Raw genomic sequence first — 17,968 nt, forward strand, 5'->3', positions numbered from 1 at the left:
CCTAGGATTTCCCGGGGCAGGAGAAGCTGTTCATCTGCGACAGCCGCAGCGGGTTGTAGACGCTGTTGGCCGTCACCGCGAGCACCACCTTCTTGCCTTGCAGGTCGAAGGTCGCGTTGAACGACTCGGGCGTGCGCCCCGACGAGATCGAGGCCTTGTCGAACAGCCGGTGCAGCGCCCACGGCCCCTCGGTCACGATGCCGCCGGCCGGCGTGCCGTTGGCCACCGTGACCTGCAGCCGCACCTGGTTGCTGTTGCGCGGACCGGGCCACTTGATGCTGCTGGGCGCCTGCGGGCCGTGGGCGTAGCGCACCGTCTGGCCGTCGATGTCCAGCGTGAACTGCGTGAGCGTGGCGTCCATGTCCTCGGGCCGGATGTCGAGCGTGAACGAGGGCGTGCGCCCGCCCGCCATGCCCGTGAAGAACACGTCGCGGATCGCCTGCGCCTTCTGGAACGCATCGAGGTACGCCGAGCGCCCCGACGCGCTGCCGTCCACGCCGCGCTTGAAGGTCCACGGGTTGACCGAGGTGTCGACCTGCGAGGCGAGGTTCTTCTGGAAGAAGTCATCCATCATCCCGCCGGGCGCGAACAGCTGCGCGAAGTCGCCCGCCGCCACGTCGCGGTTGGAGCCACGCGCGAACGGGTAGCGCCCCGCGATCGCCTGGCTGCAGAACTGCCCGATGGTCGCCGCCGCGTTCTGGCCGATGTTCTGCCGCGTCACCGCCGCAGCCTTGGACGACGCGGTGGCCGACAGGTCGTTCAGCATGCCCTGGAACGGCACCGGCAGGCGCCCGGCCTCGGCCTGCAGCTTGGTCACGGCGTCGCCGGGCGGCGGGATGTTGCCGCTGCGCAGCGCGGTGTCGGTGGCGGTGAGGAAGGTGTACAGCTCGTTGATGAGCGCGGCCGTCTGGTCCAGCGGCGTCTGGCCGCCGGCCTTGGGCGCGGTCACCATGCGCCGCAGCGGCGCGAAGTGGTTGTCGACCAGCGACTCGGGCCGGTCGGGCGCGGTGTTGCGGCGCTGGCTGCCGTCGGGCTGGCCGATGAGCTGCTCGATGCGCTCGCGCGTGCTGGTCACGCGGTTCTGCGCCTGGTCGAGCAGGCTGCGCGTGGCCTCGTCGTGGTTGCGCAGCAGGTCGGTCTCGCGCGCCGCGCCGCGGATGAGGCGCGACATCGGCGACTCGCCGGTCGACAGCACGCGCGTCATCTGGATGCTCTGCAGCAGCGACTTGCTCTCGGCCAGCCGGATGTCGGCCAGGTACTCGTCCCAGGTGCGGATGTAGTCGCTGAGGTACAGGCGCCGCACCTCGCGCAGCAGCAGCTCGCGCGAGGTGATGTCGGCGATGCCCGGCGCGCGGATCTGCAGCACCCAGCGGTCTTCCTGCTCCAGCGCCAGCGTGGTCTCGGCCATGCGCTTGTCGAAGATGTCCCAGTAGCCGCGGTAGGTGAAGAGCGTGGGAATGCCGTCGGTCAGCGGCTTGCCGCTGGCGCGCCGGACCACCAGCGCCGACTCCGCGCCGCCCGCCTCGGCGATGGTGAAGGCGTTGGGCGCGCTGGTCTGCAGCAGGATGCGGCGCAGCCGCGCGTACGAGCGCTGCGCCAGCGGCACGCCGGCCAGGCGCTCCCGCGTCTGCGCGATGAGCTTGTCGTCCTTGGTGAAGGGCGAGCTCACGACGCGGTCGGCGAACAGCGTCTTCAAGTGCGCTTCGAGGTTCGTGCGCTGCTCGCGCGTGAGCGAGGCGCCGATCTTGCGGTCGACGTCGGTCAGCAGCCAGGCCTGCAAAAAGTCGGCGTCGTAGCGCTCGGGGTCGTACAGCATGAGGTAGGCCTTGAGCGCCTCGTAGCTGTATTCGGCGTCGAGCTTCGCGGCCTCGCGCAGCGACTGCTCGACGCGTTGCGCGGCCTGCGGCAGCAGCACGGTTTCGAGCGCGCGCTGGTACACGCCGTCGGTCGCGGCCTGCAGCTTCTCGCCCTGGTAGAGCCCGAAGCGGTAGCCCACGGGCGGATCGCCGATGTCGAACTCGGCCGATTTGGGCAGGTCGCGCAGCCGGTCGAGGATGAGCAGCGAGCTCGCGATGTCGCCGCTCGAATCGACCACCGTCGGCAGCTCGCCGCGCGCGGCGGCCTTGTTGAAGGCCTTGGCGTTGCCGTCGACCTCGGCCACGTAGGCCTTGTTGTGGCGCCAGCTGTTGGCCCACGCGCCCAGCAGCACCACAGCGAGCACGCCGACCAGCGCGTAGCCCGCGAGGTCGATGGCACGGCGCCGGCGGTACCAGCGCAGGTTGGTGCCGGCCACGCCCGCATCGCGGAAGATCACCTGCTGCAGCAGCTCTTTCAGGAAGTAGCTCTTGCCCGGGCCCGGCGGCGGCGCGGGCGGCGCGTTCACCTGCAGGTAGCGCTTGATGGCGCCCATCACGCGGTCGAAGGCCGTGCCCTCCTGCGTGCCGCTGGTGAAGTACACGCCGCGCAGCAGCGGCGCCACTTCGAACTTCGACGGGTTGAACACGTCGGCCAGGAAGGTGCCCAGGATGTCCTCGAAGCTCGCGAACTGCTGCGGCAGCAGGTAGGCCTGCGCGCGCCGCATCGGGTCGGGCTCGGTCGCCATCAGCTCGGGCAGGCGCTCGTCCAGGCGCTGGTGCAGCAGCTTGTATTCCTGGTGGAAGCGCTCGCGCAGGTCGGCCTTGGCCGGGTCGGCGGGGTTGCCCTCGATGGGGAAGGTGAAGCCCCACACCTGCTGGCGCTCGGCGCGGCCCAGCGAGCCGAAGTACTCGTTGAAGCCGGCCAGCAGGTCGGTCTTGGTGACCAGCACGTACACCGGGAAGTTGATGCCCAGGTCGTTGCGCAGCTCGAGCAGCCGCTTGCGCAGCGCCATCGCATGGCGCGCACGCTGCGCGTCGTCGGCCAGCGGCAGGTCGGCGATGCTGATGGTGAGGATCGCGCCGTTGATCGGCTGGCGCGGCCGGAACTTCTTGAGCAGCTCGATGAAGCCCTTCCACTCGCCCTCGTCGGTCTCGCGGTGGCTCTCGTGCGTGGTGTAGCGCCCGGCCGTGTCGATGAGCACGGCCTCGTTGGTGAACCACCAGTCGCAGTTGCGCGTGCCGCCGATGCCGCGCACCGCGGCCTTGCCGAGCTGGTCGGCGAGCGGAAAGTCGAGGTCGGAGTTGACCAGCGCCGTGGTCTTGCCCGAGCCCGGCGCGCCGATGAAGATGTACCAGGGCAGTTGGTAGAGGTACTGCCGGTCGAACAGCGCGAAGCGCCCGGCCGCCTTGCCGCCGGGGCCCGGGCCGAAGCGCATGTTCTTCAGCACCGCGGTGGCGTCGGCAAAGCCGCTGTGCAGCTCCTTGATCTCGGGCGCCTCTTCGGGCTTGGCCTCCTTCGCCTTGGGCGACGGCGTGCGCAGCTGGTGCAGCAGCTGCGCGTTCAGGCGACGCTCGCGCCACTTGCGGTAGGCCACGCGCACCAGCCACACGCCGAACATCAGCGCGATGACCACGATGCGCACGAACTCGCCTTCGAGCGGCCGGTAGCGGCCCACGGCGATCACCGGGCCGATGACCCAGATCAGGAACGCGAGCGCGACCAGCCCGAAGAAGACCCAGAGGTCGCGGCTGACGAGAAAACGGAAGAGCGCGCGCAGCATCAGCGGGTTCCTCCTTGTGGTTGTTGCTGCCGGGGTTGCGGCGCAGACCCCGGCACGGGCACGCCCGCCACCGGCGCCACCAGCAGCGTCACCTCGACGCGCCGGTTGCGCGCGCGGTTGGCCGCCGAGTCGTTGGGCACCAGCGGATCGGCGTCGCCGCGGCCTTCGGCGCGCAGCCGCTCGGGCCGGCTCAGGCGCGTGGCGATCATGGCCTTCACCGCATCGGCGCGCGCCTGCGAGAGCTGCCAGTTGGACGGGAAGCGCACGCTGCGGATCGGCTGGTCGTCGCTGAAGCCGCTGACCAGCACGTTGCCTTCCACCGCGTTGAGCGCGTCGGCCACGCGCGCGAGCACCGGCGCGTAGCGGTCGAGCACGCGGTCGGAGCCCGAGGCGAACAGGCCGTCGCCGCGCAGCACCACCACGCTGCGGTCGGCTTCGTCGCGCACCGTGAGCAGCCCGTCGCGGATCTCGGGCTCGAGAAAGCGCTGCAGGCGCGGCTGCGCCGCGGGCACCGCCACCGCGCGCTGCGTCTGCGGCAGGCGCACCGCGTTCACGGCCGAGAAGGCACCGTCGGAATGGCCCGCGAGGTTGAAGGTGAGCACCGCGAACACCAGCACCAGCAGCACTGCCGCCACCGCGCCCACGGCCCACACCGGCAGCCAGTGGCGCGTGCGGCGCACGGGCGCGCTCGCGTCCTGCCAGTGCGGCGACAGCGGCGCCGCGATTTCGCCGCGCGCCTGACGGATGATCTGCAGCAGCCGCTGCTTGAGCGTCTCCAGCTGCGAGCGGCCGTTGTCGATGACGCGAAAGCGCCCCTCGAAGCCCATCGCCAGGCAGAAGTAGATGAGCTCGATGAGGTGCAGGTGCTGCTGCGGGTTCTGCACCAGGCGCGACAGCAGCTGGAAGAACTTCTCGCCGCCCCAGGTCTCGTTGTGGAACATCACGAGCAGGCTCTGCGACGACCAGATGCTGCCGCCCCACGGCGTGAGCGCCGCGGCCTCGTCGACCGCGGTGCACAGGCAGTAGCGTGCGCCGATGATCACTTCGGGCGCGATGCCGGCCTGCTGCGCGCGCGTCTCGAAGCGCCGCACTTCGTCGACCAGGTGTTCGCGCAGTTGCGCGGGCGACGGGTGGTGGCCGGTGGCGCGGATCTGCGGGATCAGGTCGAGCAGCGGGTTGGCCGCCGCCACCAGCGGGTTGTTGCCCGCCAGCGCCGTGTCGCCCGCATGCGGGCGCCGCGCGTCGTGCCACGCGGTGAAGGCATCGGGCTGGGGTTGCTGCTGGGGTTGCGGCCCCGGGCCGCTGTGCGTGGTCGCGCCGCCGCCCGGATTGGGCGGCACGAAGCCACCCGGGCCGACGGCCATGTCATTGGCACCGTTCATAGGGTCCCTCACGGACGGATGGCCCAGAACTCCATGGCGAGCCCCGGAAAGTCGCCGGCCAGGTGCATGGCGACGCCGCCCGATTTCTCGAGCTGGCGCCACATGTCGCCGCCCTTGTCGAGTTCGAAGTAGTGGTAGCCCGCGTGGTACGGGATCTGGCGCGGCGCCACCGGCAGCGAGCGCACGACCACGCCGGGCAGCTGCAGCTGCACGAGGTCGCGGATGCGCTCGACCGAGCCGATCTTGACCTGCGTCGGAAAGCGCTGCTGCACGGCATCGGCCGGCAGGTCGGCATGCACCGCGAGCACGAAGGCCGCGTTGCGCACCAGCACCGGGTCGGGCATGCGGCCCACGCGCACGCCGTGGCTGCGCTCCTCCAGTTCGATGGCGATGGCGCTCTGCTCGAGCACCGCCGACAGCGAGCGCCGCAGCTCCTCCATCAACGGGCGGATGCTCTCGTTGAGGTTGTCGTGGTCGTACACCGGCCACACCACCGGACGGCGCGTGGGCGAGGTGTGCGTGGCCAGGTCGCAGGCCAGCTTGAGCCAGTCGACGAACAGCGTCTCGGGATGCACCTGCACCGCCTGCTGCGCATGCCAGGTGAGCGCGAGGTAGCGGTTGACCAGCTCCAGCAGCAGGAAGTCGGAGACCTCGCTCACGCCGCCGCGCCCCGGTTGCGACAGCCGCGAGGCCAGCGCCTCGGAGCGCTGCATGAGCAGGCCGTGCAGCTCGGCCGTCATGCTGCGCAGCATCGGGTGCGCCGAGGCATCGAGCACCGGCGGAATGTAGTTGGCATCGACCACCAGCTTGTGGTCGGTGCGCCGCTCGATCACGCGCACCGCGCCGATGGCCTGCCACTCGGCCGTGAGCGACGACGCGCGCGCCAGCCGCAGGCGCGGCTTCGCCAGCTGCAGCACCGCGGGGCCGAGCGCCACCGCGTTGCCGTCGGCCACTTCGCGCTCGACCACGCCGAAGCGCGCGGCCGAGCCTTCGTCTTCCGAGAAGATCACCTCTTCGCTGCCGGGCCTGCGCAGCGGCAGTGCGAGCACGATGAGTTCGTCGGTGAGGTCGGTGGGCACGTCGAAGGGCACGGGTGCGTCTTCGAGGCCGAACGAGAACGGCGTGCCGTCGGGCAGCACGCCCGCGCCGCCGAGCAGCGACACGCGCCCGAGCGCGAAGGCATCGCGGTCGATGTCCAGGTGCAGCCATCCCCAGTAGGCACCCTGCATGCCCGCGGTGCGGCGAGTGACGTACTGCTCGACATAGCGCTCCATCTGCTGGAAGTGCTGGGGCCGCAGGTACATGCCTTCGGACCACACCACGCGATTCGCCAATGCCTGAGATTGGGCGCCCTGACCGGCTGCGCCCGCGTTGCGAACTGTCACCAAAGAACCTCCTGGAGTGCTCACACGGAGGCGGGAAATGCGCTGTACAGCGGCTCCCCGCTCGATCTTCTTTCGCGTCTGATGCTACACGGCGCCTCTTGCGTTTTGCATGCCTTTTCAGAGGCGAATGCGCCGCACTTTCGTATTAGCGCGTGCTGAAACTTAACGACTTGGTAGCAGTTCGAGGCCGCTCTTGCGCACCGCGATGCGCACGCTCTGCTCGCTCGGAGAAAACTGCCACACCTTGTAAAGATTCGTTTGTTTCGGCTCCTTCAACGGCAACACGATGCGCCACCGCGCCGCTTCCAGCTTGCGATAGCCGGCGATCACGCCGATGGCGCGCGAGTCGAGTCCGGCCTCGCGCTTGAACACGCGTTCCTCGCCGCTGCGCAAGATGGCCTGGTCCGCGTTCACGAGCTCGGTCATGAGCGTCTCGCGGTCGCGGTCCTGCAGCGCGAAGTAGTCTGCCGTTTCAAAGTTGCCGGAAGATTTCAGTTCGAAGACCTTCACGAGAATCGGTGCGGCCTGGCCGCGACCATCGGGATTCACGCCGTCGTCGATGCGCACGGTGATGGCATACGGCGTGGGCATCGACTTCGCTGTCGATGCGCAACCAGCGAGGCCTGCGAGCAACGGCGATGTGGCCAATGCGCCTTGAATCAAGGTCCGTCGATGCATGAGATCTCCCTGAAAGCTTCGCGATCTATATTATCGAAACCATGCACGCGCACGGTGTGCATTGCGTGCTGTTGCATCGTGATGCAACAGCACGCCCTCTCTCACGCACTGCCTCTCGCGAAGTAGGAGAAAAGATTGAAGTCTTGCCTGCCTGTTCTGTCTTTTGCCTTCATGCTTGCGCTGTTGAGCGGCTGCCAGAGCACCCCGGATGCCTCACAGCAACCCGAACGCCTGAGCCAGCAAGTGGCACGCGCCACGCTCGAACGCGCGCAGCAGGCCTACGATGCGGGCGACTACGCCAAGGCCATCTCCACGTTGAAGAGCGGCGGCGTGTCGGTGTTCGACGGGGCCGAGCCCGCGACGCGGCTGGCCGCACTCAAGCTCGAAGCCTTCAGCTACTGCGTGAACAACCAGATCGCGGAATGCCGCACGCAATTCCGCAAGCTCCTCGATGTGTTCCCAAGCTTCGACCTGAATGTCGCGGAACGCACCCACCCCGTGTGGGGCCCCGCGTTCGAGGCCGCGAAGAAGATGAAGCGCGGATGACACGCGGCCGGCCACGGCCGCGCCCGGGCACGCTCGCGCCCACCGCGACGAACATGGAGATGCCATGCGCTGGACAGTGATTGAACACGGCGGCATGCCCGTGGCCTCGGGGCCCTCGGCGCTGCTCGCCGCCCCGGGCGGCACCATCGGCCGCAGCCCCGACAACCACCTCGTGCTGCCCGATGAACACCGGCAGATCTCGCGCCTGCAGGCCACCGTGCGCTTCGACGACGACGGCGCCGCCGTGGTGCGCAACATGAGCGCGGTGCTGCCCATCAGCGTGAACGGACGCACGCTGCGCCACGAAGAAGAATCGCGCGTCGCGCTGGGCGACCGCGTGACCATCGGCAGCTACGTGCTCGAAGCCGCGAGTGCAAGCCAGGCACCTCCGCCTGCGATCGCCGAGGCGCCCATCACCGAGCCGCTCGCAGAGCCACCGGCCGCACCGATCACCGAGCCGTCGCTGTCGCAGTTGGTGTCTGCTCCGCCTGTGGCATCGAACCTCGCATCGGCCCCGTCGATCAGCGCGCTGCTGCCCACTGCAGCACCGGCCTCCGATGTCTTTGCGGACCTGTTCGGCGAAGGCGCGCTGCCGCTCGGCGATGCGCCGCCCGAGACGACGGTCGCGATGCCGACCTTCGCGCCCGCGCCGGTGAATGCGCCGGCCCCTGCGCCCTTGCCTGCACCGCCGCCGCCACCGCTCTCTTCCACTGCTGCAGCGCCTTCCACGACCACGCAGGTCTCCGCGCAAATGCCCTCGGCCGCCGACTGGGACGCCATCCTCGCGAACGCGCCGCGCCGTGCCGACAATGCGGCGGCGCCCATGCCCGACCCGCTGGCGCACGAGCCCTTCGCCCTGCCCTCGCAGGCACAGCGCAACCCCGTCGATCCGCTCGCCGGTCTGGACCCGCAGGCGACGCAGGGCCTGTCGGACCTCGCGCTCAAGCGCAGCATGGACCCGCTCTCCTTCTTCGCCGAAGACCGCGATGCGCCCTCGCCGCTGTCCGACCCGCGCCCCACGGCGCTGACGCAGGACAACCCGCTCGACGACGTGCACCCGGCCATGGACCTGATCGCACGGCCGCCGGCCGCGTCGTCGGGCCACAGCCTCGCGAACCATGCGCGCGAGATGACCTCGCAGTTCAATCCGCCGCAGCCGGTGGCGGTTGCGCCATCGGTCGCAGTGCCGGAGCCTGTGGAAGAGGCTGCGCCTGTTGAAGAGGAGCCCGTTGTTGTCGCAGCGCCGGAGATTCCGGCCGCCGTGGCGCAGCCCGCCGTGCTTGAAGAAGAAGCGCCGCCTGCCTTGCCGGTCGCTGCAGTCCCTGCACCAGCGCCGACCTCACCACGCCCCCCCTACTCCGGCGACGACCTGTTCAAGGCGTTCCTCGAAGGCGCCGGCGTGCCCGAGATCGCGGGCCAGCAGCCGCTCGATGCCGAGGCGATGCGCCACCTCGGCCGTTTGATGCGCGCCTTCACCGACGGCACCATCGAGCTGCTGTCGTCGCGTGCGATGCTCAAGCGCGAGGTGCGCGCCGAGATCACCATGATCGTGGACGAAGAGAACAACCCCTTCAAGATCCTGCCCAACGGCCGCGCCGTGCTGATGCAGATGTTCGGCGCGCGCATGCCCGGCTTTCTCACGCCCGAGGCCGCCGTGCACGATGCGCTGGGCGACCTGCAGTCGCACCAGCTCGGCATGGTCGCCGGCATGCGCGCCGCGCTGCTCACGCTCTTGCATCGCTTCGACCCGGGCGGCCTCGACAAGGCCACGCCGCACGACGGCGGGCTCGGCGAGAAGCTGCTGCCCGGCGGTCGCGAGGCGCGGCTGTGGCGCCAGCTGAAGCAGTTGCACGCCAGCACCACCGCCGCCGTCGAGGACGACTTCCAGGCCGTCTTCGGCCGCGCCTTCCAGCAGGCCTACGACCGCGAGATGGAACGCTTGAAGGAGGCGCGCCGTGCTTGAAGCCACCCACGCCTTCGCGGTGCCCATCTCGACCTCGCAGTTCTCGTGCGTGGGCGAACGCAGCGGCAACCAGGACGCCATCGGTTACCACCTGGACGAACGCAACGCCTGCTTCGTCGTGAGCGATGGCGTCGGCGGCCACGCGGGCGGCGAGCTGGCCTCGCGCATCGTGGTCGACACCGCGCTCAACACTTTTGTCGACCACCCGTCCGTCGCGGCCGACGACATTCGCCACGCGGTGAAGGAAGCCAACGACGCCGTGCTCGCCAAGCAGCGCGAGCTGGCCGACCAGAGCCGCATGAGCGCGACCATCGTCTCGCTGTTCGTCGACCGCGCCACCGGCGAGGCCTGCTGGGCCCACGTCGGCGACAGCCGCCTCTACTGGTTCCGCCGCGGCGCGCTGATGCAGCGCACCGAAGACCACAGCCTGTCGGAACGCTCGGGCGAAGCCGCCGCGGGCCAGGGCGCGAATGGTGGCGAGCGCCTGGTGAAGAGCAACCTGCTGTACCGCGCGCTCGGTGCGCGTGCGACGGCGGAAACGTCGGTGTCGACGCCGCAGCGGCTCGCCGATGGCGATGCGTTTCTTCTGTGCACCGACGGGCTCTGGCAGCTGATCTCGCAGCAGGTGATGGAGCGATCGCTGCAGCTGGCCGACAGCGCGGAAGAGTGGCTCGCGCTGCTGCGCCGCGCGGCCGAGGCCAAGGCCGACAAGTCGCGCGACAACTACTCGGCGCTGGCGGTGTGGGTGGGGTCGCCGCAGCAGGTGACGCTGGCGGGGACGGCGGCCTGATCCCTCGCCAGGCCGCGACCGAAGCGCTTCAGAACTTGAAGTTGAAGAACTTGAAGTGCAGGCCGGGGATGCACTCGAAGCCCAGGATGTTCATGCGATTCTGGGTCGTGAGGCTGGTCATGCGCGTCGCCGGCGTCCCCCTGAGCAGGAAGGTGAAGGAGCCCGTGATGTGCCGCTGCACCTGCATGAACACCTGCGAGATCATGCCGCCCAGGGTCCCCGGTTGATCACCCAGCGTGAACGGCGTCGTGGTGGCCATGTTGTGCATCGGCCCGCCCATCAGGAGGATGTTCCAGCACACGGGCAGGGACATGGGCCGGAGCCCGACGTTGAGAAACGGGAACGGCACCGGCGTTCGGCAGACATCCGGGAACGCCAGCGAACCGCCCATCCATTGATGCGTGGCCAGACACATGAGTTTTTCTCCTTGAGGTTGCGTGATTTCGGGCTTCGGTTCAGCCCATGTGAATCTGTCCGGCGTCGACCTTCATCAACTCCTTGCCGGTCAGCAGCACGTGCTTGCCATGGATGACTGCCGTCTCCTGCGCGCGCACGTCGAGGTGTCCGGCGCGCACCTGGTCGACCTCGTCGACCAGACGCAAGGCGCTGCGTGCCATCTGGACCATGCGATCGGCCACCGACTCGAACAGCTTGCCGACCAGGCGCAGCCGGCCGACCGTGGCGTCGAGCGTCTGGCCGGTGTAGCGCATGTCGGCCACGTGGCATTGCGCCTGACCTGCGTCGAGAGACCATTGGGTCGCCTTCATCTCGAGCCCGGCAGCGCTTCGCAGACGAATGTCCGTCGCGCTGTCGATGGACACCTCGCCCGCGGGCGCCGACAGATGCAAATCACCGGGCACCTCGATGCGGCTTTGTGAAGCGTCGGCCTGTTCGATCACGGCGATCAGATAGACCCGGCGGCTGTCCGGTCCCGACAGCAGGACCGTGTCGCCCGGTTGTGGCTTGAGCAGACAACTCGCCGCACGGCGGCACGACCAGAGGGCGCCATCTTCGGCTTCCACGTGGAGCAGCCCGTCGGCATCGGCCGACATCAGCCGGCCCAGGCGCTGGACCGGCCCCGAGTCTTCAACGACCGTACGCAATGGAACGACATTCATGATGTATCTCCTTTATCTGCTGAGAGACCTGCGATGCAACGCGGGCTCGTCGTTGTCACTCAAGGAACCTTGGACCACGTCTGTGCCTTGTGCAATTCCGGATCGCTTTCGATGATGCCACCTCGCCTCGAAAAACGGGCCCCGTCCTGCGCCGTGCGATGCACCCGCGTGCGAAGGAAGTGCGCACCCCGGAGGTCGGCATCGGTGAGTTCGGCGTAGGAGAAGTCCGCATCCTGCAAGCTGGCATTGCGGAAGCTGGCTCCCGTGCATCGAGCCCGATGGAAAACGCTTTCGTGGATATGCGCGTCACTGAGGTCCGCGCCTTCGAGCCTGGCCTCGACCCAGATGGAACGATCGAAGCGTCCGCCCTGCAGCTTCGCATGGCGCAGGTCGGCCGCAGGAAACAGCACATTGGGCGCGTCCGCGGCCACGAAGCTGGCATTGCGCAGAGAGGCGCCCTTGAAGATGCACTGCGTCAGGATCGCATGGCTGAAATCCACGTTGTCCAGCTGGCTGTCGGTGAACACGCAGCGCTCGAACCGCTGTGCAGGGAAGCGCTGGTTCGTCATGTCGCATTCGATGAAGAGCACGGTGTCGAAGCGCGCGCCGGCGAAAGAGGCGCTCGCCAGATCGAGACGATGGAAAGTGATCGAATTCAATGCGGCACCCGAGAAATCGGTGCCCGCCAGACGGCATTCCGCAAACGTCGCATACCTGAACTGCTCGGACCGCAGCCGGCTTTGATCCAGCTCGCACCGGAAGAACGTGGTTCGCTCAAGGACGGCCTGTTCGAAGCTGGCCTGCGGCAGTTGCGACTCCGCGAAGGTGGTGCCTTCGCACCGGGCCTCGTCCAGCTGCGCCCGGGCCAGCTGGCACCGCAAGAACCTGGTGTCGCTGAGCGTGCTGCGCGACAAGTCGACGTCGCTCAGCGTGCAATGGCTCAGCGAGCCACCTGCCAGGTTCGCGCCCGTCAAGCGCGCACCGGTGAAATCGACCTGGTCGATCAGCGCACCGGAAAGATCGAGCCCGCTCATGTCCCAACCCCGGCAATCCGCCTTGCTGACAGGAACGCCATGCCGGATGTTGTCGAGCAGTTCATCCCGGGTCATTCGGCAGGTGCCTCCGGCCGCCGCGCCGGCCAGACCTTGGCATGTTGCGTATAGGCGCCTTCCGTGCGCGTGAGCGCGTCGACCCGCGTCTGCGAGACATCGGCCCGAAACAGGTTGGCGCGCGCCAGGTCGGCCCCGCGCAGGTCGGCCTTGGCCAGATTCGCATCAATCAGATTGGCCTCGCGCAAGGACGCGCCGGCGAAGATGGCGCGAATGAACAGGCTGTCGCCCCCGACCATGCGGTCCAGCGTGGCGTGGCTCAGGTCACATTCGGAGAGATCGCTGTTCTCGATCCATGCGTCGCTCAGGTCCGCATGCGCCATCGGCGTGGTTCTGAGCCCGCACTCCTTGAAATGGGCGGACCGGAACCTGGCATGTGCCAGCGTGCTGCCATGCGCAAAACTGCTGCCTTCCATCTTCGTCTGCGAAAAATCGACGGCGGCCGAGCAATCGGTCGTGACGAAGCCGCAGCGCAGCAGATGCGCACCGACGAAGGAGACGCCTTGCAGCCGGCATTCGATCCATGTCATCTGATTGAAGGATGCCTCGTCGAAGCGAAGTTCCTCGAGCGCCAGTCGTATCAAGGCCACCTGCCGCCAGTGCGACTTTGCGAAATTGCAGTGGCGCAACGCCGCCTCGTGGAACTGTGTCAGCTCGAAGGAAGCCCCCACCATCTGGCAGTGATCGAAGTGCGTCTTGCTGCAATTGGTTTCGTGCAGCGCGGCACCGTCGAAGACCGTGTGCTCGCACCGCGCGCCCCCCAGGTTGGCCTGGAACAGATGGGCGCGTGCCATCGATGCGTGGCTCAGCTGGGCCCGTGCCAGCACGGCCTGCGAGAAATCGCAGCCGTCCAGTTGCGCGCCCTGGAGGTTCGCGTCTTCGAGCGAAGCGCCCACGAAACGGGCACCTCGCAGGTCCATCCCGGACAGGTCGACCCCGGCCAGGTTCAGGCGTGAGAAGTCGCGCTGCGCCGGGTCCGCGGCTGCGAGCCGGCGACGCCACTTCGCGGAGCGGAACGATGGCGCAGGCGACGCCGGCCGCGACAGATGCGCCCCGTGCAGGTGCGCCTGCTGCGTGAGCGCGGACACCCCGTCGGCGGGTGCGGGCCCGGGCCGCAGCGGTTCGCCTTCTCCATCGTCGTCGGCTTGCGCTTCGGGGAAAGGGCGGGCCTGCTCGGGCAGGTGGTCCTTGGCGATCGCCTCCATCTGTGCCTTCGCTTCGCGCGCCTGCGTGTCCAGCCTGCCGAGAAATTCGGGCAGGTCGTCGATGTCGGGCAGTGTGGCCAGCGGGGCCAACGGCGGCAGGTAGTGATCGGGGTCCAGCCCCTGGGCACGCAGTTGCTCGCGGCGCTGCTCGTGGTCACGAAGCTGGCCTGCGCGCATGTTGCGGGGCAGCGGCTCGCCCATCACGTCCGGAAGGACGGTGCCCCAGTCGCTCAGGAGTTCCTTGGGCATCAGGTCGCTGTCGCGCAGCGCGTGGATCGCCCCGCGCTCCGGATCGAGCCGGAGCCTCAGCACGGATTCGTAGTGCGCCATCGGCCGCGGCGCGTCTTCCGAACGCTCCAGTGCGGCCATGATCAACTCGATGTCGGCGGCATCGTCCTCGATGATCGGAAACACGCCGTGCCAGAGAAGCGCGACCCGCTCCAGATGCGGGAAGAACCAGGCCGTGGTCAGCCGCATCGGCACTTCGCGCAGGTCGCCGCCGCTGGGGGTATGCCGAACGAAGCTGCGCGCCCGCCAGCACGGAAGGTTCCCCCGAAGGACCGGGTGCTCCGGGTGCATGTTCCAGAGTTCGTAGCTCGCGCCGGGAGGCACCTCCTGCCGGCCTTCCCAGCGCTGGTCGGCGGGTGCCGCATTGAAACAGCGCCAGTCAATGTCCTTCGCAAAGCCAGGGAAGTCGTTCTCCAGCCACTCCTTGCCATACTGGGTGCCCATCAGTGACATGCGCTGCGGCCAGTCTGGCGGGATCGCGCCGAAGCCCACCGGCGCGACGGCCTGCTTCGGCGAGACCGGTCGCGTACCCGGCGCTTCGATGTGCGCAAGCCGCTTCGTGTGCACGCCATTGACCATCTCTTCGACCGAGCCCATGCCCACCGGGTTGTCCGCCACGGAAGGCCCGCCGTAGGCGTGTTGCCAATCCATGCGAATCTTCTCGAAGGCCTGCGGCGGCGTCGGCCGTCCGCCGAGCCAATACCGGTCGCCAAAGACCGTCAGGGACTTCTGCAGCTCGGCGACCTGCAGCTTCACGGCGCAACTGGACTTGTCTTCCTGGTGGTTCGTGTAGGCGTAGCCGCTGACCAGCACCTCCGGCGTCAGCTTGGGCACGGCGAGGTCGAGCACGGCGCCGGCCCCCACTTCCTGCGCCGTGCTTTTCCACAGCTCCTGCTCCAGCACCACGCGCGCGTCATCGCCAAGGGTGCTCATGGCCATCACCGTGACGCCCAGGTGGTCGCGCCGCTGCCAGCGGTAGGGCCGCGTCAGTACAGCGAGTCGAAAAGGTTTGACTGTTTTCACGGGTGACTCGTTCAGATCGGCTCGACAAGAACGCCGCGGTCCAGGTGGCCGGCGTCGTAAAGCACGGTCAGCGATCGACCCTTCTCATAGCGTGAGAGGTTGGTGAGCGGCACCGGCACCGAGGTCTTCACCCGGCGCACGAGACCGTCCTCACCGGCGAAGGACACCACCAGCGAAACAAGGACCCGGCCATTGAACAACCCTCGCCCCAGTTCGATGCTGTCCACCTGGCCCGTGGCGCGGGCGCGCAGGCGCCTCTTCCTGAGGCGCATCGCGAGGTTTCGCAGCAACTCGCCGCCGCCACACAGCAGGAAGGCGCCCGACATGCCGAACAGCACGGTCAGCCACGTGCCCTCGAACGCCGAAGAGGGCGCACGGAACGTGAAGAACAAGGCCAGCGCAACGAGGAGCAGGCCGAGGCTGGTCAGTTTCATGGCGATCTCGAGGGGCCTCAGAAAAAGGAAATCAGACCGGCCAGCTTGGTGTAAAGCGCGTTGGACTTGGCGGCGACGGCATCATTCGACTGGTTCAATGCCACGTTCGAACCGCGAAGCACCTTGAAGTCCAGCGCCAGGACACCGACGTTGGTGGCGGCGGCCGCGAACGTCATGCTGAACGGCGTACGCATGATGAAATGGCCATCGGCATAGGTATGGATGACCGGCGCCTGCGACTCGACCTTTCCGTCGGAGGTGGAAACGATCTCGTTCTTCGCGTGCGTCCTGACGTACTCGCCCGCGTCCGTGGTCACACCCTTCTTGTACTTCACCTCGTTCTGGTTGGAGCTGTGGGTGATCTTTTCAGCTTCGACCAGCCAGTTCTTCCCCGGCGCCCTGAAGGTGATGTCCCCGCCTTCGGTTTCCACGGTGTAGTTGCCCTTGATGTTCGCCTTGTAGAAGCCGCCCGTCTTCAGGGTCGCGAACATGGCGACGTCCACCTCCCACCGGCCTTTGGTGGTCTTGAGAATCTTGCGGCCCACCGTCTCGGTGTGCGTTTCGGTGACCGTGAGGTCCTTCGTCCCGGTGACCGTTTCATTCAGGTGGGGTTTGATGAACCGGTCTTCGCCCGTGTCCACCGTGTCGTGCCGCTTGCCGGTCACGTGGATGGTCTGGTTGCCGATGACATCGACCTGCTGGTTGCCGCCGTCCACCTTGATGAACTGGTCACCCCCGTTGACGGTGATCTTCTGCGGCCCGCCCTTGTTCACCGTCAGGGTGTGCGGGCCGTTGATGGTCTCGTCCAGCGAAGTGTCGCCCGTGTACTTGTCGGCCCCGTCGATGAAGGTGGTGCGCTCGCCCTCCACCGTGTGCATCTCGTTGTTCTCCACCTCGAGCGTGAAGTCCTTCTGCGCATGGATCTTGATCGACTCGCACCCCGGGTCGTCGTCGATCACGAAGTGGTTGGCCAGCTCGCCATCACCCTTGATCGTGCGGCTGATGAAGCCGCTGACCGTCGCCTTGGCCGGCAGTTCCAGCGGCGGCATCTGGTCGGCGTTGTAGACGCGCCCGATGATGATCGGCCGGTCGGGGCAGCCGGCAATGAAATCGACGATCACCTCCTGCCCCACGCGCGGATGGTTCACAGCGCCGAAGTTGGAGCCGGCCCACGCGCTGGACACGCGCACCCAGCACGAGCTGTCTTCGTTGCGCTGGCCGTAGCGGTCCCAGCGGAATTGCACCTTCACGCGGCCGTACTTGTCGATCCAGATGTCCTCGCCGGGCGGGCCGACCACGGTGGCGGTCTGCGGGCCCTGGGTGCTCGGCACGCGCGTGATGCGGCGGGCGCGAAAGGGGAACGAGGTGGGCTGCACGCCGAAGTGAAAGCTGTACTCGCCCGGCATGCCGCCGCTGGCGTAGCCGCCTTCGCGCAGGCTGTACATCACCGAGACGACGAGGTACTCGCGGTTGTCCTCGTTGCGCGGTGCGTTCTGCATGGTGAAGCGGTAGCCGGGCGCCATGCCGCGCACGTTGGTGTGGCCGGTGTCGACCTCGGCCTGGGCCTGCGCCTCCTCGAGACGGATGCGCGCGTAGTGCTCGCCCTGCCCCGCGTCGCTGTAGCCGCCCATCCACTCGTACATCTCGTAGCGGCCGTGGTCGTTGCCGCGCGGCTGGCTGCGCGTGTTGAGCAGGTCGGCCCTGGGCTTCTTGAAGTCGAAGTCGTCGACCACGTAGGTGCCAGGGCGGATCTCCTCGGTGACCTCCCACTGGTCGATCACTTCGCGGCCGGGGTCGGTGGCGCGGTCGCTCGCGAGGTAGCCGATCTTCGGGTAGCCGGGCAGCGTCTCGTGCGCGCTCATGTCGTCGGCCAGCACCAGCGTGTGCTGGTTCTTGTCGTGCTTGAAGTAGTAGTAGATGCCCTCGTGCTCCATGAGCCGGCTCACGAAGGCGAAGTCGGTCTCCTGGTACTGCACGCAGTACTCCCACTGGCGGTACGAGGCACTGAGCTTCTTCTCGAAGGCGAAGCCGTACTCGCCCAGCACGTCTTCAAGAATCTCGACCACCGACTTGTTCTGGAAGATCTTGCAGTCGCTGGTGCGCGTGAGGTACCACAGCCACGGCCGCACCGAGGCGCGGTACACGGTGTAGCGCGAGGAGCCGCCCTCGCGCCCGATCATGGTGAAGCGCGTGATCTGGCCGTTGAGGTAGCGCGGCGTGCCGCTCAGGGTCTGGATCTCCAGCGCGAGCGGCTTGCCGAGCAGGCCCTTCATGTCGACCGAGGTGTTCGGGCTCAGCAGGTCGACCTCGAACTCGAACAGCTGCGACAGCCCTTCGCTGCCGTGCATCGAGCGGAACAGCAGCTGTTCTTCTCCGAGCGGGGTGTGGGCTTTGACGACTCTGTCCATGC

General features: G+C 67.9%; 13 protein-coding genes. 3 read left to right on the forward strand and 10 right to left on the reverse strand.

Annotated elements, in window-relative coordinates:
• Position 1: 1 nt before the first annotated feature.
• From tssM to tssJ, 4 genes are all read right to left on the reverse strand, one after another.
• Positions 2–3,637 carry a type VI secretion system membrane subunit TssM gene (gene tssM / locus AC07XP_RS13285; protein ID WP_095743177.1) on the reverse strand — a complete coding sequence of 1,212 codons (3,636 nt, stop codon included), beginning with the start codon at positions 3,635–3,637 and terminating at the stop codon, positions 2–4.
• Entirely contained in the window at positions 3,637–5,019 is a 1,383-nt protein-coding gene (locus tag AC07XP_RS13290) for a DotU family type VI secretion system protein (RefSeq protein ID WP_095949834.1), read from the reverse strand. Before AC07XP_RS13290 ends, tssM begins: the two co-directional genes overlap by 1 nt.
• An 8-nt stretch (positions 5,020–5,027) precedes the next feature.
• Entirely contained in the window at positions 5,028–6,323 is a 1,296-nt protein-coding gene (gene tssK / locus AC07XP_RS13295; protein ID WP_495264951.1) for a type VI secretion system baseplate subunit TssK, read from the reverse strand.
• Positions 6,324–6,566: 243 nt separating this feature from the next.
• Positions 6,567–7,082 (reverse strand): type VI secretion system lipoprotein TssJ, encoded by a 516-nt coding sequence (gene tssJ, locus AC07XP_RS13300; protein ID WP_062473939.1) that lies wholly within the window; start codon positions 7,080–7,082, stop codon positions 6,567–6,569.
• 135 nt (positions 7,083–7,217) lie between these two features.
• On the opposite strand from tssJ, the gene AC07XP_RS13305 reads away from it, so the two are divergent.
• From AC07XP_RS13305 to AC07XP_RS13315, 3 genes are all read left to right on the forward strand, one after another.
• Positions 7,218–7,628 (forward strand): TssQ family T6SS-associated lipoprotein, encoded by a 411-nt coding sequence (locus AC07XP_RS13305; protein WP_495264931.1) that lies wholly within the window; start codon positions 7,218–7,220, stop codon positions 7,626–7,628.
• A gap of 64 nt (positions 7,629–7,692) precedes the next feature.
• Positions 7,693–9,591 (forward strand): type VI secretion system-associated FHA domain protein TagH, encoded by a 1,899-nt coding sequence (tagH, locus tag AC07XP_RS13310; RefSeq protein WP_495264932.1) that lies wholly within the window; start codon positions 7,693–7,695, stop codon positions 9,589–9,591.
• Complete coding sequence (locus AC07XP_RS13315; protein ID WP_095949836.1) at positions 9,584–10,381, forward strand: PP2C family protein-serine/threonine phosphatase; 798 nt, start codon at positions 9,584–9,586, stop codon at positions 10,379–10,381. The genes tagH and AC07XP_RS13315 overlap by 8 nt, the downstream gene beginning before the upstream one ends.
• 28 nt (positions 10,382–10,409) lie before the next feature.
• Here AC07XP_RS13315 and AC07XP_RS13320 read toward each other — a convergent pair whose 3' ends face one another.
• Genes AC07XP_RS13320 through AC07XP_RS13345 form a run of 6 tightly spaced genes read right to left on the reverse strand, consistent with a single transcriptional unit; the run spans position 10,410 to position 17,966 of the window.
• Positions 10,410–10,796, reverse strand: coding sequence for a DUF4150 domain-containing protein (locus AC07XP_RS13320; RefSeq protein WP_495264933.1), 387 nt, complete (start codon positions 10,794–10,796; stop codon positions 10,410–10,412).
• Positions 10,797–10,836: 40 nt separating this feature from the next.
• Entirely contained in the window at positions 10,837–11,499 is a 663-nt protein-coding gene (locus AC07XP_RS13325; RefSeq protein ID WP_447740124.1) for a DUF3540 domain-containing protein, read from the reverse strand.
• A 59-nt stretch (positions 11,500–11,558) separates the two neighbouring features.
• Complete coding sequence (locus AC07XP_RS13330) at positions 11,559–12,608, reverse strand: pentapeptide repeat-containing protein (RefSeq protein ID WP_495264934.1); 1,050 nt, start codon at positions 12,606–12,608, stop codon at positions 11,559–11,561.
• On the reverse strand, positions 12,605–15,124 hold the full coding sequence (locus AC07XP_RS13335; protein ID WP_495264935.1) for a DUF2169 family type VI secretion system accessory protein: 2,520 nt from the start codon (positions 15,122–15,124) through the stop codon (positions 12,605–12,607). The genes AC07XP_RS13330 and AC07XP_RS13335 overlap by 4 nt, the downstream gene beginning before the upstream one ends.
• An 11-nt stretch (positions 15,125–15,135) precedes the next feature.
• Positions 15,136–15,558 carry a hypothetical protein gene (locus AC07XP_RS13340; RefSeq protein ID WP_492731393.1) on the reverse strand — a complete coding sequence of 141 codons (423 nt, stop codon included), beginning with the start codon at positions 15,556–15,558 and terminating at the stop codon, positions 15,136–15,138.
• Between the two features lie 17 nt (positions 15,559–15,575).
• Positions 15,576–17,966, reverse strand: a complete 2,391-nt coding sequence (locus tag AC07XP_RS13345; protein ID WP_495264936.1) for a type VI secretion system Vgr family protein — start codon at positions 17,964–17,966, stop codon at positions 15,576–15,578.
• Positions 17,967–17,968 lie beyond the last annotated feature (2 nt).

The organism is Variovorax sp. GW531-E2 (assembly GCF_059423125.1).

Bases quoted from the DNA above. Each gene is read 5' to 3' on its own strand.
- tssM (WP_095743177.1), bottom strand. From the start codon at position 3,637: ATGCTGCGCGCGCTCTTCCGTTTTCTCGTCAGCCGCGACCTCTGGGTC.
- AC07XP_RS13290 (WP_095949834.1), bottom strand. From the start codon at position 5,019: ATGAACGGTGCCAATGACATGGCCGTCGGCCCGGGTGGCTTCGTGCCG.
- tssK (WP_495264951.1), bottom strand. From the start codon at position 6,323: ATGTACCTGCGGCCCCAGCACTTCCAGCAGATGGAGCGCTATGTCGAG.
- tssJ (WP_062473939.1), bottom strand. From the start codon at position 7,082: ATGCATCGACGGACCTTGATTCAAGGCGCATTGGCCACATCGCCGTTG.
- tagH (WP_495264932.1), top strand. From the start codon at position 7,693: ATGCGCTGGACAGTGATTGAACACGGCGGCATGCCCGTGGCCTCGGGG.
- AC07XP_RS13320 (WP_495264933.1), bottom strand. From the start codon at position 10,796: ATGTGTCTGGCCACGCATCAATGGATGGGCGGTTCGCTGGCGTTCCCG.
- AC07XP_RS13325 (WP_447740124.1), bottom strand. From the start codon at position 11,499: ATGAATGTCGTTCCATTGCGTACGGTCGTTGAAGACTCGGGGCCGGTC.
- AC07XP_RS13330 (WP_495264934.1), bottom strand. From the start codon at position 12,608: ATGACCCGGGATGAACTGCTCGACAACATCCGGCATGGCGTTCCTGTC.
- AC07XP_RS13340 (WP_492731393.1), bottom strand. From the start codon at position 15,558: ATGAAACTGACCAGCCTCGGCCTGCTCCTCGTTGCGCTGGCCTTGTTC.
- AC07XP_RS13345 (WP_495264936.1), bottom strand. From the start codon at position 17,966: ATGGACAGAGTCGTCAAAGCCCACACCCCGCTCGGAGAAGAACAGCTG.